The sequence below is a fragment of the Bacteroides ndongoniae genome (assembly GCF_900108345.1).
In the GTDB taxonomy this organism is placed as follows: Bacteria; Bacteroidota; Bacteroidia; order Bacteroidales; family Bacteroidaceae; genus Bacteroides; species Bacteroides ndongoniae.
Window position 1 is genome coordinate 611,673 of sequence record NZ_FNVV01000012.1, and the last position, 16,984, is coordinate 628,656.

The following is a 16,984-nucleotide window of genomic DNA, read 5'->3' on the forward strand; positions in this document are numbered from 1 at the left end:
TTAGGCGCAAAAATAACAATTTTGGCCTTTAATTGTATGATTTGGGTGGGTCTATTTGTAAAATGACGGTTACTTTTGTCAACGAAACAATTCTAAATTTTAAATTATAAATCCACTATCTATGAAAACTGCTTTCGCAACATTGGGGCTTGCCCTTCTTGTTTTTGCCGGTTGTGCAGGACAAAAGAAAACTGAAATCGATTTTATTCAAGACAACATTGATAATGCGGTAGCGCAACATACGCTGCAGACCGATATTATCGAGAAATCAGGAAAGGTACTGAATCCGCGTACGATTGACAAGGATGGCAGTATTCATTACATTCCTATTGACGACTGGTGCTCCGGTTTCTTCCCCGGCAATATCTGGTTCACTTACGAGCTGACCGGTGATAAGAAATGGATACCACTGGCCGAGAAGTATACCGAAGCTCTTGACTCGGTGCAATACCTGACATGGCACCACGATGTAGGCTTTATGATTGGTTCCAGCTATCTGAACGGTTATCGTCGTTTGGGCAAGGAGGAGTACAAGCCGGTTATCATACAGGCTGCCAAGTCTCTGTCTACCCGTTTCCGTCCCGGAGCAGGAGTGATACAATCATGGGATGCCGACAAAGGATGGCAAGCACAGCGCGGATGGAAGTGTCCGGTGATCATCGACAACATGATGAATCTGGAATTGCTGTTCGAAGCTTCGTTGATGTCGGGCGATTCTACTTTCTATAACATTGCAGTAAGCCACGCCAATACAACAATGAAGAACCACTTCCGTGCAGACAACAGCTGCTATCATGTAGTAGACTATGATCCGGAGACTGGCGAAGTTCGCAAGAAACAGACTGCACAGGGCTATGCCGACGAGTCAGCTTGGGCACGCGGACAAGCATGGGCATTCTACGGTTACACAATGTGCTACCGCTATACACACGATGCCAAGTATCTGGAGCAAGCCGAAAAGGTATACAACTTCATCTTCAACAACAAGAACCTGCCCGAAGACTTGGTTCCTTACTGGGACTTTGACGCTCCCAACATCCCCAATGAGCCGCGTGATGCTTCGGCTGCTGCCTGTACAGCTTCTGCCTTGTATGAGCTGAGTACTTATGTACCCAACAAGGGATATAAGGAAACTGCCGACAAGATAATGGAAAGCCTGGGTTCACCCGCTTACCGTGCAGCTGTAGGAACAAACGGCAACTTCATTCTGATGCACTCGGTAGGCAGTATTCCTCATGGTGCCGAAATCGACGTGCCTCTGAACTATGCCGACTACTACTTCCTGGAAGGCTTGATCCGTAAAAGAGACCTGGAGAAGAAATAATCCCTACATTTAATCTGTTTTAATCCATGAAACATCCCTTTAATATATTGGTGGGGGGCATGGGACTGCTGGCTCTGGCCGGGTGCAAATCTGCCCGGCAAGAGCCGGCTGCTTTGCAACCCAACGTCATCTATGTTTTCCCCGACCAGTACCGCAATCATGCCATGGAGTTCTGGGGAGAGGAAGGATTCCGCGAACATGTCAACTTCCGCAACGACCCGGTACATACGCCCCGTCTGAACGATTTTGCCCGCGAGTCGCTGGTGCTGACTTCGGCGCAGAGCAACTGTCCCTTAAGCAGTCCCCATCGGGGCATTCTGCTGACAGGTATGTACCCCAATAAGAGCGGAGTGCCACTGAACTGTCATTCCAACCGCCCCATCAGTTCGTTGCGTCAGGACGCCGAATGTGTCAGCGACGTTTTCAGCAAGGCTGGTTACGACTGTGCTTATTTCGGCAAGCTGCATGTCGACTGTCCGACACCTAACGACCCCAATAACCCCGGCCACTACGTAGAAGAGCAGGTGCCCGCATGGGATGCCTATACCCCCGCAGAGCGTCGGCATGGCTTTAACTACTGGTATTCGTACGGTACGTTCGACGAACACAAGAATCCCCACTACTGGGATACCGACGGCCGCCGTCACGACCCCAAAGAGTGGTCGCCCCTGCACGAGGCAGGCAAAGTGGTGTCGTATCTGAAGAACGAAGGAAACGTGCGCGACCCGAAGAAGCCTTTCTTCATCATGGTAGGCATGAATCCGCCCCACAGCCCGTACCGTTCGCTGGACGACTGCATGGAAGAAGACTTCAACCTGTACAAAGATCAGCCGCTGGACAGCCTGCTGATACGTCCCAATGCTGACCCGACGATGAAGAAAGCCGAGTCGGCACGCTACTACTTTGCGTCGGTGACGGGTGTAGACCGTGCATTCGGACAGATACTCGATGCACTGAAGGAGCTGGGACTGGACAAGAACACCATCGTCGTATTTTCGTCCGACCATGGCGAAACCATGTGCAGCCAGGGTACCGACGACCCGAAGAACTCGCCTTATGCCGAGTCGATGAACGTCCCCTTCCTGGTACGTTTCCCCGGACAGATAGAGCCGCGTGTCGACGACCTGATGCTGTGTTCGCCCGACATCATGCCTACTTTGCTGGGTTTGGCCGGTCTGGCCGATTCGATTCCTGCCACGGTGCAGGGACACAATTATGCTCCGCTCTTCCTCGATGCACAGGCCGACGTGGTACGCCCTACCGGTGCGCTTTACATACAGAACGTAGACGGCGAGAAGGATGCCGACGGCAAGGTGCAGTCTTATTTCCCCTCGGCTCGCGGGTTCAAGTCGGCTAAGTATACACTGGCCCTCTACATCGACCGCAAGACTAAGCAGCTGAAGAAAACCCTGCTGTTCGATGACGAACACGATCCTTATCAGCTGAACAATCTGCCACTGGAGGAGAATGCCGAAGTCGTGAAGCAGCTTTGTGCCGAAATGGGCAAGGTGCTGAAGGAGATAGACGACCCCTGGTATCGCGAGGGCATCCTGAAGGATATGATACCTTATTGATCTTTGTTGTCTGATATTGATCTTAAAAGGTCCTGGTGCCTTCTTAGATAAGAAACTACGCTATTATTGGGGGAGGCATATAAATAGACAGATAAATTAAAAGGCTTCGGTTATAGTGCGCAAGGCGAATAACCGAAGCCTTTCTTATATAACTCGTTTGACTAAACGGTTTATTTCGGTATGTGATTATAAACTTTCAGATTGGTGATTCTACTCTTGAAATTTCCTGCTTTTTCGAGTGGGAATACCAATGTCCGGATGTATTTCATCGAGTCTTTTCCACTATTGTAGAATTGCATTTGTACATCAAGCTTCTTAAATAATTTCCCGTTTATATAGAGTGATGTGGACAAAGGATCACCTTCGATTCGTACATTAATTTTCTCTCCTGGGTAAGGACTGAAACCGAATGTGTTCAGATAGCCGTCGCGGGCAAAACCGAATAATCCGCTGACGGGATCGGAAAGATAGAATACTGCATCCGGAGAACGGAATAGCTCTGTGCCTAAAGCTTCGGATTGAGCATCAAGGTCGAATGTCACCGTGTAGTTATAGCCTATCTCGGGGAAAGGCAGTTTGGCTCCCGGTTGTACATTGGCAGTTTCGTATACTAATCCGGGTTTGTCTCCAATTCGGCCAAGCTGGTTTACACCCGGAGCTTCACTCAGTGCCATACGATTGGAATCAAATATGTCGAATGTAATCAGTGGGTTAGCATTCCAGGTCTTCATAGCCATTGTCTGTAAGCTTGGGAAGACACGGTGATGTATATCCTTTACTGAAATACCATTTCCAACAAGGTCATTCCATACAGCAAACATGCCACCGAGAATAGCCGGATCTTTTTCATCGAACATTACTTTACCTACATGGGCAGGTGTCCATTCCTCATACAGATACTTGTTGTCGAGATAATCGTGATAGTAGGGTGCCAGTGGAACGATGTAGACAGCCCAGTCGGGAATGCAGATTTGTTTGTAACCTAATTTGGCCATTTCGCGTGGATTGGCAAAATTGTTGTTCCAAGTAAACATGTCTACGTTTTCAACTTTTACGGGCGTCTCGCCAGGAGCATGTGTCAGAGCACCCCATACACAAGCTTTCTTTCCAAAACTTTCGACGTATCTGATATAGTGGTCGGTGAAGGCGCGGAACTGTTCTACAACTTCTTTGTCCTTGTTAGAATATTCATCGGTTCCGATGTGTACTCTTGGACCACGGAACACAGGTTCTTCGCCTTCCAGATATTCTTTAAAGAGCGCATTAAGGAAGGTGTATGTCTCAGGATTGGAGAGATCCAGATGGTCCATTCCATATTGTTTGCTGCCAATTTCGGGTTTATAGTGGCTGAAGGCAAGTGTATGGGCTGGCACATCGATTTCGGGGATGATTTCAACAAAGTATGTTGTAGCTTCGTCCTGGAATTCGATGAATTCCTGCTTGGTATAATAACCGTCACGTGCAGTCAGTCCGGGGAATGTTTCGCATTCCAGACGGAAAGCTGCATAGGTCTTGTCCCAATCGTGGTTGAAGAATTGTTTGAATCCGTTGTCGTTCAGGTGTACATGTAGCACATTCATTTTATAGTAAGACAACACTTTGGCCAAATCGCGCAGGTAGTTTATCGGGATATATTTCCGTCCACAATCTATCATGAAGCCGCGCATGCTATAATCAGGAAAGTCACGTATCAATCCTTTGGGTAGTTGATGGTTATCATTTTGTTCACCGATCTGCAACAGGGTGCGGGTGCCCCAATAAATTCCGGCAGTTTCAGGTGCCGATACTTTTACATAGTCAGTTATATCAATGGTGTAACCTTCTTTACCCAGTTTACGGTCTGTTTTAAGTGTCAGGAAAAAGTCTCCTTTATTAACTTTTCCTTGTGCTATTTGGGGGCGTATGCCGAATAGCGCTTGATAATCGTCGGCAAATGTTTTGGCTATTTTCTGTAATGCTGGCTCATTATATATAATGCGTAGTTGGCTGTTGGGGACAAAGTATCCTTCTTTACCTTTCCATTCTTTCAGTTCAGGTATTACGAAGGGTTTGGTATTTTGAGCCGATATTTCCAAGGCGATGTATAGCAATAAGCACAGTGTGCCGATGAATTTGTTTAAAATTGGATACCTCATATTATTTGTAATATTTTAGTCATAAAGGCTACTTTGATAGCAGGAAGGGGCCGAAACTAAATGTTGTGCTTCGGCCCCTGAGTTATCAGCGTGTACCTATTGAGATTAGTAAGTTAGAAGAATAGAGATATTGTCATTTTATGAGATCTCTGTTTAAATTGGGGTTTTTCTCTACTTCTGTATCTGGATAAGGAATATAAATACTATTGTCGTTTGCCCATGTCGTTTTTACTACGGCTACACTTTCCTTAGCTTTGATTCCAGGTGCGACTTCGATTTCTTTATTAGCAACGCGGTAATCGAAATTCTTTTTCAATTCGTTCATGCGGAATTCGTCAGAACGACGTGTTACCATGGCAACCCAGTAACCGGCTACTTCCCAGCCGTGTTCTATGTAGCAGGCTTCAGCCAGTTGGGCAGCATTCATATTATCAATACTTACGACGCTTCCATCACTTAATTGAACATTCTCGTAGTCGGTTACAGCACGTTCGCGTACTCGTTTTAGGCATTGTTTAGCCAGTGTGAGGTTGGTTTCTCCTGAGCGGGCTGCACTTTCTGCATACCATAACAAAACTTCTGAATAGCGGATAACACGATGGCGATGTCCGTTACACATTCCTGTATAGTTAGGCTGAGTATAGTCATAGGGTTGTGCCAGTTCTACACCGCTAGCATTACAGTTGGTTGTAAAGATCGTGAACATTGGGTGATATTCGGAAACTATAGGTTTGCCTTCACTGTCCAGTTCCCACCAGTCTACACTTTTGGTAATATTGTAGTTGGCATCCTGAAATGTAATTTTCGGAGCATATACAGCATTCTTACGCGGCCCTTCGGGGAAACGTTTCCAGAAAGCTATTTCTCCCCATGAATCACCCCATCCGGCATCGCCCAGACTTTCGAAGCGGTTACAGGAAGTTAATTGTGAGTCTGTAGCCCAGTCTACAACCGGAGAGTAGTCAATACCAAGCACTGTTTCTTTATTATAGTTGTGGCCCATGGAGTATACGTGACTCCACTCGCTATCCAGATAGAAACCGTATTGGCTTTCTTTGTCGATTACTTCTTTGGCTTTTGCTGCAGCCTTTTCATAATATTCAGTTTTATTCAACGGATATCCAGCCATTGACATATAGACAGCTGCAAGGGTGGATTGGACGGCTTGCTTTGTTACATATGCGTCTACGCCATTATGGTTACGTGGAGCAGTTGAATAACTGGTCGGCAGAATGCTTTCGGCCGTAGTCAGGTCCTCAACAATCAGTTTGTAGACTTCTTCTACTGATGAGAGCTGTATGTTGTTGCCTAATTCGTCGGCACTCTTTATCAGAGGAAGGGGACCGAAGATACGTACCATGTAATAGTAGGCATAAGCACGCCAGAAATGGGCTTGTCCCATAGCAATGTTAAGTTCTGTTTCGCTTACCGGTGTTTCTCCTGCATTGTTCAGAATCAAGTTGGCAGCTTTGATAACAGTATAATGTTTTGACCATGCATCCTGTACCCCCTTATTGTTGTTATTGGCGCTAAATCCGTCCAGTTCAGCAACAGCCTGTTTGTTTGAACCGGGGTTTGCTGTCATGTCATCACCTTGCCATTGGGGATACATCATGTTGGTATAAGTCTGTGTACCATTTACTTTCTGGTAGAGTGAGTATACACTGGCATCCAGAGCGTCCTGTGATACGAAGAAAGTAGAAGGAGTCAGCTTTCCTTTGGGATCTTCCGTCAGGAAGTCGCTACATGAAGTACTTAATAAGCTGGTTGCCATAAGGCAGCCCAAAAATATTTTTGTTCTCATATTTTGATTCAAGTCTTTAATGGGTTAATTATTTAGAAATTCATACGTACACCTACTGTAACTGTACGCGGATTGGGGTAAGCACCCATATCCATACCATTGTCTATATCTACGCTATTAGCACTGAACGATGCACCTGCCGGGTCGATACCTTTATATCCGGTGATGGTGAATAGGTTTTGTGCAGAGAGTGAAATACGGATGTCAGCGAACTTCGTAACCTTACGTGGCAGTGTATAAGCGATACTGATGTTTTCGCAGCGCAGATAGTCAGCATTTTCGAGCCACTTACTGGAGTTACCATAGTTCTTGTTTGTTACGCCCGGTGTAGGCATGGTGTTACCTACGTTGGTAAAGTAATCTTTAGCTGTCACAAACATTGATGCACCTACCATTGAACTCATGGCAAAATCAACCAGATTCAGACGTTGTGCGCCAAAGGCTGCATTAAAGAATACGTTGAAATCCCAATTTTTATAGCTGATGGTGTTATTCCATCCCAAAGTGAAGTCTGGATTAGAGCAACCCAATACCATTTTATCTTCGCCTGATGGGTCGGTTGTTATTTTACCGTCTTTTGTATAGTAGGAGTCAACGAAATCTCCATTATCGTTTTTCATGATTCCTGCCCATTTGTATCCGTAGAACGTACCGATAGCTTCACCTTCTTTGATGATGGTTGCCGGATCTACAGTACCTGGCGATGGGCTTACACCGTATATTACAGGTTCTTCGGCTGTCAGTTTTGTGACTTCGTTTTTCAAGTAGCTTCCGTTGATGCTGCTGGTCCATTGCAGATTGTCATTCTGGATGATGCGTCCGGTGATAGAAAGGTCTATACCCTTATTACTTACTTCACCGGCATTTATCCAATAGGAAGTACCACCTACGTAGTTAGGCGCTGTACGTCTTAGAAGAGCATCCGAAGTGCGTTTGTCGAAGTAATCCATACTGAAGGTCAGTCGGTTGTTGAAGAAACCCAAATCAATGCCCAAGTCGAGTTGTTTCACCTTTTCCCAAGTCAGGTCAGGAGTTGCAAGTCCGTTTCCCCAGTAACCGGTATAAGTCGTACCTGTACCGAAGTTGAATGAAGTACTTGTCATCAATCCGAGAGTTGAATACGGGTCAATATCCTGATTACCGATAATACCGTAACTGGCACGGATTTTCAGATCACTCAAAGCTTTGACATTTTTCATGAACTTTTCTTTTGTCACTGTCCATGCAGCAGCGATAGAAGGGAAATATCCCCACTTTTGGTTTGTGAAGCGAGAACTACCATCGGCACGGAATGTAGCAGTCAGCATATATTTGTCTGCATAGTTATACATGAGTCGGGCTACACCGGAAAGAAGATTCCAGTTACTGTAACTGTTTTCCGCATCACGGGTCTTAGCATTCTTTACATCCCAGTAACCTACTTGTTCAGCCGACAGATTCTTACCGCTTATTGCCATGTAACGTGTTTCTGACGAAGTAGCTTCCCATACGGCTGTTGCGGTCAGTGAGTGCTTATTCCAGTTGCCCATATAAGTCAAGTTGTTGGTAGACTGCAACACCAGATTATAATTATTGTTGTTGCCCATACCGTTTTGTGTCTGTACACGGGTTGATGAGAAGGAGTAACCTTTGCGGTCAGAGTAATCCAAACCGTTGGTGGTAATAAAGGTAAGACCTTTCAGAATGTTGAACTTCAAATCAACATGCCCACTTACTACGTTGCGTTTACGGTCATTAAGGTTTTCGTGAAGAATACCATAAGGATTATTCTGAATGTTGTTGTAGGGGTCGGTATTGTAGTTGCCTTTTTCGTTATACATCTCCATAGTGGGTGAATAGTTCAATCCTACCCAAATGGGGTTTTCCTGGCTTTGGTTAAAGCCGGCACCCGAACCGTTACTTTGTGACAGGTTGACGTCAGCTGTCATTTCCAGCCAGCTATACAGTTTGGAGTGTATATTTGCTTTTACTGAATAACGTGCAAAATCAGTATCGGTAATTACACCTTTTGTATTCATCCTCAAATCCGCAACCGCCCTCATAAGATGACACAGAGGTCAAAAAGGTAGCGACACTGTGGCAAAAGAGGGTGCAACGCAGCAAAAATCGCCACAAAGACGCATTAAATCCCCTTACCCCACCATGCGACTTGAGGCAATACGCAAAATCACGACCATAAGTTGTCGGTGTCATCCAAAGTCATTCTGGAACACATCAGCATAAGCGTTGTTGCATGAATAGATATTCAGCACATACTGCCTTGATGTCCTGACCCATTTGGCTGGCACAGAGATGAACTTGAAGACAAACGCCTTGATGCGGCTTGTTGCTTTGAGTCCGAACCTCTTCACGTCAAGCCTCGCCATGATGAATTTATAGAAGTTGCGTATGAGTGCCGTAAGCAGAAGAAACACCGTGTTTTCTCCCATGAAGGATTTTGGAAGCCTGTTCCAGCCGAATCCGTTATTCATGTCATCGAAGATGCGTTCCTTCCCTCCACGGAGGTTATAGAATTCGACAATCTCTTTCTCGGAAGACTCGTAGTCATTTGTAAGGATGCAGCGGTAGGTGTATTCTCCTTCCCACAGGTCGAGTTCGCCGTCTATCCGCTTCTGTCTTTGAATCACAAGACGGTATGCCTTCCCTTTCCATTTCTCGATGAGAATGGAGGCCAGCTCAAACTCAATGCCGCCCAATTCCACTTTCTTCCAACCTCTGAGGGCAAAGATGTCATTGTAGAGCGAACTGCATCGGTTGGCACGGATATAGAAGGTCTTGCAGTGTTTAGCAATCTCTTCCACTATCTCTTCAGAACACGAGCCGCAATCAGCTCTGAAACGGTTGATCATAAGCTTGTTCTTTTCAAACCTTTCAAAGAACCTCTTCAGCGTGTCCTTCTGGTGGAAACGGACATTTGTGTTGCCGTCGCTGTTCTCAATGCCGACAATCAAGTCGCCAATAACCGCCACGCCAGGACGGTATCCGAGAAACTTCTTGTATGTGGGTTTCGCATCAAACTTCTCAGCCTCTATGAACTGGTGGTCGAAGTCAACGTCATACCCCTCGCCATCTTTCAGCTGCCCTGTGGACAATAGGCAATTGAGGAGCAGTGTATTCAGCATGTCTGCCGTGTTTAAGTCGTAGGTCTTGCCAGTGTCGGATGTGTAGGAAATGTTATCCTGGGTCAGTTCCTTTATGGCTCTGAGAATCGTGTCGGCACTGCATGTGCGAAGTGTCGGATGAAGCGAGAGGTGATACATCAGATGAGTGGTGACATCCTCTATGCATGAGCCGCCACAGAAATAAACGCTCATAAGCGAACGGATGATTTCGCTGTATTGATAACCATACAGCCTACATCTCATACCGAGGGTTGAGTCGATTACAGATGAGAGATTGGAGTCAAATTGCTCCATTATTGAAAAAATTCCTCCAAAAGGAGAGAGTTTCTCAGATTTTATTGCTACCTTTGCCATGTCTGTCGGGTTTGATACATATTTTGATTTGCAACACTAAGATAGGTGAAAAATCTGACATGGCAAAATCCTGAGCAACTTTTTGTTGCTCAGGTACTTATAAAATAAGTTAAACTAAAATGCTGCGGAATTTAGGTTCATATAGTTACCCGAAACATAGAATTGGGTATCTTCATTACCTTTAGAAATAGCTACTTTATAATTTTGGGTAACTCCGGTACGCAACAATACGTCCATCCAGTCGATACCAGGATTACTTCCGTCCAGATAACCTGACAAAGCTGCACGGTCAGCCCCCTTGTAATCTACCAGGGCTTGTGCATATTCTTGTGTGCTCATAACTTCAGGAATGTGGTAAGCGTTAGAGAAACCGACTGATGCATCGAATACTACTTCTGTTTTTCCTGCTTTACCGGTTTTTGTAGTAACCAGTACTACACCGTTTGCACCGCGTGAACCGTAGATGGCAGTTGATGAAGCGTCTTTTAGAATCTGCATGCTCTGGATATCTTCGGGGTTAATTCCCTCCAGACCACTTTCGCGTACGATACCGTCAACTACGTATAAAGGATCGTTTGATTTATTGATAGAGCTGGCACCGCGAACGCGAATTTTAAGGTCTCCTCCCGGTACACCGCTTGACATAACTGATATACCTGATACACGACCTTGCAAGGCATCTTCGATGCGGGTTACCGGTTGGTCTTTGAATTGTTTGTTGTCCATTACAGCAACAGAGCCCGCGAGGTCGGCCTTGCGTACTGTACCGTAACCGATAACAATGACTTCGTCCAATGCTTCGCTGTCTTCATGTAAAGTGATGGTGAGATTCTTTTGTCCTTCTACAGGAACTTCGGCTGTTTTATATCCAATATAAGAACAGATTAAAACAGCATTGGGAGATACGTTCAGATTGAATTTTCCATTTAAGTCGGTAATAGAGCCATTCTGTGTATTTCCTTTTTCTACTACATTTACTCCGATCAATGGTTCTCCGTTGGCATCGTTGATGACACCTGTTACCTGATTGGTCTGTTGGTTGACAGCATATTCATATGGTGCCAATACAGGTACAGCCAAAACATTTCCACTGGCCCAAAGTAATCCAACTGCTAATGGCAGTGCCCGAAACAGTTTTTCTTTCTCTTTTTTCATGAAGTAAGAAATTTAAGTTTAACATTATTGTTGTAAAGCCGGAACTCATTTTTTGTCCTGTCCGACTATTGCAAAAATAAAAAGAATGTTTAATTGGCTTTTTTAAGAAATCGCTATTTCTTTTTCAAATATATCTAATAACGAATACTTTAGTGATTTTTTAAAGTTTAAATAGACAAAATTAGAAGTATAATCCGAATTTCCCTAAATGCATGGTATTATCAGAATTTATATCGAAAAACATACTATATTTTGAACGAACATAAAAGATGAGATGTTATCTTTGTCGTCAGGAAAATATCATTAGATCTTTTTATAATGATATTTTTTTAAAGCCTGGTTCTACAATAATATGAAAGTTTTTAGGTTTCTTTTTTCCCTATTTATGCCGTTTGTCTTTTCGGCTTCAGTTTGTGCTAAACATTATTTGTACAAACAGATATTGCTGAACACAGGCCTCCCTACTACGCTGACCTGTATATCCTCTGATACGAGGGGATTTGTGTGGACTGGTACGAAGTTCGGATTAGGGCGTTTTGATGGGCATGAACAGAAAAGATATCTTCATCAGCATGAAGATTCGACAACACTTCCGGGTAATTATATCTATCAGATTTTTGAAGATTCTTATCATCAATTGTGGGTATTGACTGATATGGGAGTGGCCCGTTACAACTATCGCAATAACAATTTTGTGCCCGTGAAGGACGAATACGGGAAAATGTGCATCGCTTATTCTATCTGTCAGTGGAATAACCTGTTGCTGTTGGGCGGAACCGATAAGGTATACGCTTATGATATGCAGACCGGCAAGTTGGGAGTATTTTACGAATTGAGACACAAAAGACGCTTTGAAATCATCCGTCTGGCTATTTCTAAGAACAACAGGCTGCTGTGTTGTAGCCGTTGGGAAGGGATATATGCCATTGATCTGAGAACCAAAGAGATAAGTGCGGAACCATTTGGCTGTGGGAAAGAAATATCGGATATGTTTATCGATTCTCAAAAGCGTATATGGATTGCTCCTTATAATCAGGGACTACGTTGTTTCTCACCTGAAGGGAAGGAAATAGCAACATATACGACCCGTAATTCAGAACTGAGCAGTGATATAGTGCTTTGTATTACGGAAAAAGAGGAAAAGATATGGGTCGGTACGGATGGAGGTGGTATCAATATTTTGGATGTTGATAACAGTCGCTTTTCTCATTTGAAACATGTGCCTGGCGATAAGCAGTATTCGCTGCCGACCAACTCAATCAATTGTATTTATTGCGACTATTATGGAAATATCTGGATGGGAGGAGTATACAACGGGCTTATTAACATGCGTGAAGTATCGATGAAGACATATACCGATGCTCCTTTCGGCTATCCGCTGGGGTTAAGCCATAACATTGTTATCAGCCTTTATCAGGAAAATCCCGAACGCATCTGGATAGGTACTGATGGTGGTGGAATCAATAGCTTTCATCCCGAAACGGAGACGTTTACCCATTATCCTAGTACCCGTGAAGATAAAATAACCTCTATTTGCGGGTTTACGCCGGGTAAGCTTCTGGTGTCGGCTTTTGCTGAAGGAGTATTTGTTTTTGATATTGCGACCGGAACGATGACGCCTTTCTGTGTAGTGGACGAGACTACTACACAAACCATATCCCAACACGGATATTCTATCTATCTTTATCGGAATACCCCCAATACGGTGCTGGTTTTGAGCAATCATGTCTACATATACAATCTGTACGACAAGTCGTTCCGGATAGCTAAAGAAGATAAAAAAGAGCCTATTATTTGGGGAACCCTTCAGGCCATTGCCAGTGAGGAAGGGCATACTTATCTGTTTGACTCCCGACGGATTTATGTGATGGATCATTCTACGTTGCAACTGACCTCACTTTTTACCTCCTCTAAAGAAACCATTATTAATTCTGTAGCATATGATAAGAAAGGTACTTTCTGGATGGGTACCAGCCGTGGACTGGAATGCTATTCTGTACAGACAAACGAGCTTTCATCCGTGCAGACCAACTTGTTTACTGATGTGTCGCTGGTGGTATGCCATAATCCTGATGAAATATGGATTGGTGCCGAAAATATGCTTTTTTCGTATTCGCCGCATAAGGAACGTTTTACAATATATGGAGAGTCGGATGGAGTGATGCCCAATGAATACATCCCCCGTTCGCAATTGATTATTGATGAGCAAGGCATCTACATGGGCGGAGTGGAAGGGCTGCTCTTTATAGCTAACGGGCAGAAGACTGATGAAATAAGCATACCTGAGATGCATTTGTCGGACATCATTCTCAATGGGAAATCTATTAATGATCAGTTGGAGAAGAATCAGGATGCCCTCTCTGTAGACAAAAACAGTAATGTAGTCATTCAGGTAATGGCCAAGGAGGAAGATATTTTCCGAAAAAGGCTGTATAGATATCGTGTGGAAGGATTGGACAACAGTTATACGGAGACTTACCAGCCGGAACTGATTATGCATACCCGGCTGCCTGGTACTTACCGGATTATGGTGGCGTGTACGGCAAAGGACGGCAGCTGGATTCCCGATACCCAGATACTAACACTGACCATTCTGCCGCCCTGGTATCAGACCTGGTGGTTTATTTTGCTTTGTATGGTTGGAGGAATTCTTCTGGTAGCCGTTGCTTTCCGCAAAGCATTAAGGAGGAAAGAACGTCAGCTGAAATGGGCCATGAAAGAGCACGAACAACAGGTCTACGAGGAAAAAGTACGTTTCCTTATCAATATCAGTCACGAATTGCGTACTCCACTGACATTGATATATGCTCCGTTAAAACGTATTCTGAAGACTATCGGACCCGAAAATGAGCAATATCTGCCGTTGAAGGCCATATATCGTCAGTCGCAGCGTATGAAAGCATTGATTAACATGGTGCTCGATGTGCGCAAGATGGAGGTAGGCGAGAGCAAGCTGCATATGCAACCATATTCGTTCAATACCTGGATTGAGCAGGTATCTCAGGATTTTGCCAATGAGGGTGAGGCGGAACAGGTGCATATACGTTTTCAGCTTGATCCACGGATAGAGGAAGTCTGCTTCGATAAGGACAAGTGTGAGATTGTATTGAGCAATCTGTTGACGAATGCTTTGAAGCACAGTCCGCAGAGTACGACAATCACCATCAGTTCCGAGCTGAAAGTCAGTGGCGACGAAGTGCGTGTTGCCATTTCCGACCAGGGATGCGGATTGAATCAGGTCAATATGGGAAAACTGTTTACCCGTTTTTATCAGGGAGAGGGAGAGCAAAACGGTACCGGTATAGGCCTTTCCTATTCCAAGATTCTCGTTGAGCAACATGGAGGGAAGATCGGGGCTTACAACAATCCAGACGTAGGGGCCACTTTCTATTTTGATTTACCTGTAAGGCATACCGAGGTAGAAGTCGTGAGCCAGCCCAGAGCCTATTTGAACGAACTGATTGGTGACGATGGCATTGAGCAGCCTGCTTTGTCGGGAGAGCAGTTCGACACGTCGGCCTACAAGATACTGGTTGTCGACGATCATGCGGAAATGACGGATTTTCTGAAAAAGGTACTTGAGCCCCACTTCAAACAGGTGTTGACGGCGGCCGACGGCGAGGAAGCACTGAGAGTGATACGTAATAATATGCCCAACATCATTGTCAGCGATGTGATGATGCCTCGTATAAACGGCTATCAGTTGTGCCAGTATATCAAGGAAGATATTACCATCAGCCATATTCCTGTTGTTCTGCTGACGGCCCGTGACGATGAACAGAGCCAGCAGGAGGGATACAAGAATGGTGCCGACGCTTATCTGGCAAAACCTTTTGAGGAAGAAACGCTGCTCGAACTGGTGCGAAACCGTTTGAAGAACAGGGAAGAAATCCGCGAACGCTACATGCAGGCTGGCCCTGTGCCCGTGCCCGAGGAGACAACCTTCAGTCCGGCCGACGAAGCCTTCCTGTCGAAACTGAACAAAGTGATTCAGGACAATCTGGACAATTGCAATCTTGACATCGCTACCATCTGTAATGAAGTACACATGAGTCGTGCCTCCCTTTATAATAAAATGAAAGCGCTGACAGACATCAGCGCTAACGAGTACATTAATAAATTCCGGATGGAAAGGGCTATTCAGCTGATCAGGACTACCGACATGCCATTTACTGAGATTGCCGAAAAGGTAGGCTTTGCTACCTCGTCTTATTTCAGTACGGCTTTCAAGCAATACATGGGCGAAACTCCTACACAGTATAAGAAGCGGATCAGGCAAACGGAGGCGACAGAGGAATGATCCTTTCCGCTGGCCTGTCCGTTCAGGAAGGCCGGTGGCCAGAGGTTCTGGAAGGGCTTTTCTGCAGCCGCCGAATCCACAGATAATATCCCGTCAGCGGCAGGGTAGCACCCAGCAGGGCAGCCACGAACCAGAGCAGGCGGGTCAGCAGTCCGCCCCAGCTGCCTACGTGCATCGAGTAAATCCAGCCGCGTATTTTGCCCGAACGGTCCAGCTCCTTGTAGGGAGTATATCCGGTCAGCTGGCCGGTGCGTGTGTCGAACTGGTAGCGGTCGGCACCTCGCGTATTGCCGAAGCGGTTGACGCTGACGCTGGCCGATCCGTCGGACAGGCTGATCTGGCGGGCGTCGGGATTTTTCTGCTTCAGCTGCTCGTACACTGTCTGCCAGTGGGCGGTGCGGTCGGTGTTCTTGTCTCCTTTTCCTTTCCGTCCCTGTTGTTTCTGATGGCCTTCTTGTGACTTGGCGTTGTGCGAACCGTGTCCGCCTCCTGCCTGTGCCTCTACACCGAACAGGGCATAGAAGCCCGTGCGATACCAGCCGAACGACCACGTCAGTCCCGTCAGGGCCATGACGAGCAGCAACAGCAGGGCATACATGCCCCCTGCCACATGCAGGCCGTACCAGAAGCGGCGCCAACCTTTGCGTACCGCAATCTTCAGACTGTTCTGCAACGCTTTACGCGTGCGAGGCCACCAGATGACAATGCCCGACACCAGCACCAGAACGAAGAGCAGCGTGCTGGTGCCTACTACCACCTTGCCCCAGAACACGCCGTCGCCCGACGGGCGGCTGTCGAGCAGCCAGCGGTGCAGACGGAACATGGTGGCAAAGAAGGGCAGACGGTCGCCCCGGCCCGTTACCTCGCCCGTATAGGGGTTGGCATAGACCGAAGCCTTGGCAGGTTTGGACAGTGGGAGTTGCCAGGCTTTTGTCGGGTCGGGGAAGGCGGTGACGCCCGTCACCTGTACGCCCTCGGGCAGCGTGGCCGATACCCGACGGACTACTTCGTCCATCGGCAGCGGCTGGCGGCCTTGCGGGTCGACGTTGAATACTTCGGGACGTAGCCATTGCGTCACTTCCTTCTCGAACACCAGCATGGCGCCGGAGAAGCAGACAAGCGTGATAATCAGTCCGAAGGGGACGGACAGCCACAGGTGTATGTGTCGGAATGCTTTCTTCATTGTTTATTCGTTGGGTTGGGATGATGTACGGAT

8 protein-coding genes and 1 pseudogene are annotated in these 16,984 nt (G+C 46.1%); 3 read left to right on the plus strand and 6 right to left on the minus strand.

Annotated elements, in window-relative coordinates; all coding sequences use genetic code 11:
* Positions 1-121: 121 nt before the first annotated feature.
* Positions 122-1,324, plus strand: a complete 1,203-nt coding sequence (locus BQ5591_RS02660; protein ID WP_071148334.1) for a glycoside hydrolase family 88 protein — start codon at positions 122-124, stop codon at positions 1,322-1,324.
* Between the two features lie 26 nt (positions 1,325-1,350).
* A complete protein-coding gene (locus BQ5591_RS02665; RefSeq protein WP_071148335.1) occupies positions 1,351-2,898 on the plus strand; it encodes a sulfatase family protein in 1,548 nt (515 codons plus the stop codon).
* A 170-nt stretch (positions 2,899-3,068) separates the two neighbouring features.
* On the opposite strand, the gene BQ5591_RS02670 is transcribed toward BQ5591_RS02665, so the two are convergent.
* From BQ5591_RS02670 to BQ5591_RS02690, 5 genes and pseudogenes are all read right to left on the minus strand, one after another.
* Entirely contained in the window at positions 3,069-5,033 is a 1,965-nt protein-coding gene (locus BQ5591_RS02670; protein WP_071148336.1) for a family 20 glycosylhydrolase, read from the minus strand.
* A gap of 133 nt (positions 5,034-5,166) precedes the next feature.
* A complete protein-coding gene (locus tag BQ5591_RS02675) occupies positions 5,167-6,837 on the minus strand; it encodes a RagB/SusD family nutrient uptake outer membrane protein (protein WP_071148337.1) in 1,671 nt (556 codons plus the stop codon).
* A gap of 32 nt (positions 6,838-6,869) precedes the next feature.
* Positions 6,870-8,855: a SusC/RagA family TonB-linked outer membrane protein gene (locus BQ5591_RS02680; RefSeq protein WP_071148338.1), complete on the minus strand. Its 1,986-nt coding sequence runs from the start codon at positions 8,853-8,855 to the stop codon at positions 6,870-6,872.
* A gap of 171 nt (positions 8,856-9,026) precedes the next feature.
* Positions 9,027-10,313, minus strand: coding sequence for an IS1380 family transposase (locus BQ5591_RS02685; RefSeq protein WP_071147970.1), 1,287 nt, complete (start codon positions 10,311-10,313; stop codon positions 9,027-9,029).
* A 135-nt stretch (positions 10,314-10,448) separates the two neighbouring features.
* Positions 10,449-11,468: pseudogene (locus tag BQ5591_RS02690) on the minus strand (SusC/RagA family TonB-linked outer membrane protein); the annotation flags it as partial.
* Positions 11,469-11,853: 385 nt separating this feature from the next.
* Between BQ5591_RS02690 and BQ5591_RS02695 the strand changes: the two are divergent.
* Positions 11,854-15,768 (plus strand): hybrid sensor histidine kinase/response regulator transcription factor, encoded by a 3,915-nt coding sequence (locus tag BQ5591_RS02695; RefSeq protein ID WP_449374826.1) that lies wholly within the window; start codon positions 11,854-11,856, stop codon positions 15,766-15,768.
* Between the two features lie 22 nt (positions 15,769-15,790).
* On the opposite strand, the gene BQ5591_RS02700 is transcribed toward BQ5591_RS02695, so the two are convergent.
* The gene (locus BQ5591_RS02700; protein ID WP_071148341.1) at positions 15,791-16,951 is read right to left on the minus strand and encodes a PepSY-associated TM helix domain-containing protein; all 1,161 of its coding nucleotides are present in this window, start codon (positions 16,949-16,951) and stop codon (positions 15,791-15,793) included.
* Between the last annotated feature and the right edge of the window lie 33 nt (positions 16,952-16,984).

Excerpts from the sequence above, each read along its gene's own strand:
- BQ5591_RS02680 (WP_071148338.1), bottom strand. The coding sequence starts at position 8,855 with ATGAATACAAAAGGTGTAATTACCGATACTGATTTTGCACGTTATTCA.
- BQ5591_RS02660 (WP_071148334.1), top strand. The coding sequence starts at position 122 with ATGAAAACTGCTTTCGCAACATTGGGGCTTGCCCTTCTTGTTTTTGCC.
- BQ5591_RS02665 (WP_071148335.1), top strand. The coding sequence starts at position 1,351 with ATGAAACATCCCTTTAATATATTGGTGGGGGGCATGGGACTGCTGGCT.
- BQ5591_RS02695 (WP_449374826.1), top strand. The coding sequence starts at position 11,854 with ATGCCGTTTGTCTTTTCGGCTTCAGTTTGTGCTAAACATTATTTGTAC.
- BQ5591_RS02700 (WP_071148341.1), bottom strand. The coding sequence starts at position 16,951 with ATGAAGAAAGCATTCCGACACATACACCTGTGGCTGTCCGTCCCCTTC.
- BQ5591_RS02675 (WP_071148337.1), bottom strand. The coding sequence starts at position 6,837 with ATGAGAACAAAAATATTTTTGGGCTGCCTTATGGCAACCAGCTTATTA.
- BQ5591_RS02685 (WP_071147970.1), bottom strand. The coding sequence starts at position 10,313 with ATGGCAAAGGTAGCAATAAAATCTGAGAAACTCTCTCCTTTTGGAGGA.
- BQ5591_RS02670 (WP_071148336.1), bottom strand. The coding sequence starts at position 5,033 with ATGAGGTATCCAATTTTAAACAAATTCATCGGCACACTGTGCTTATTG.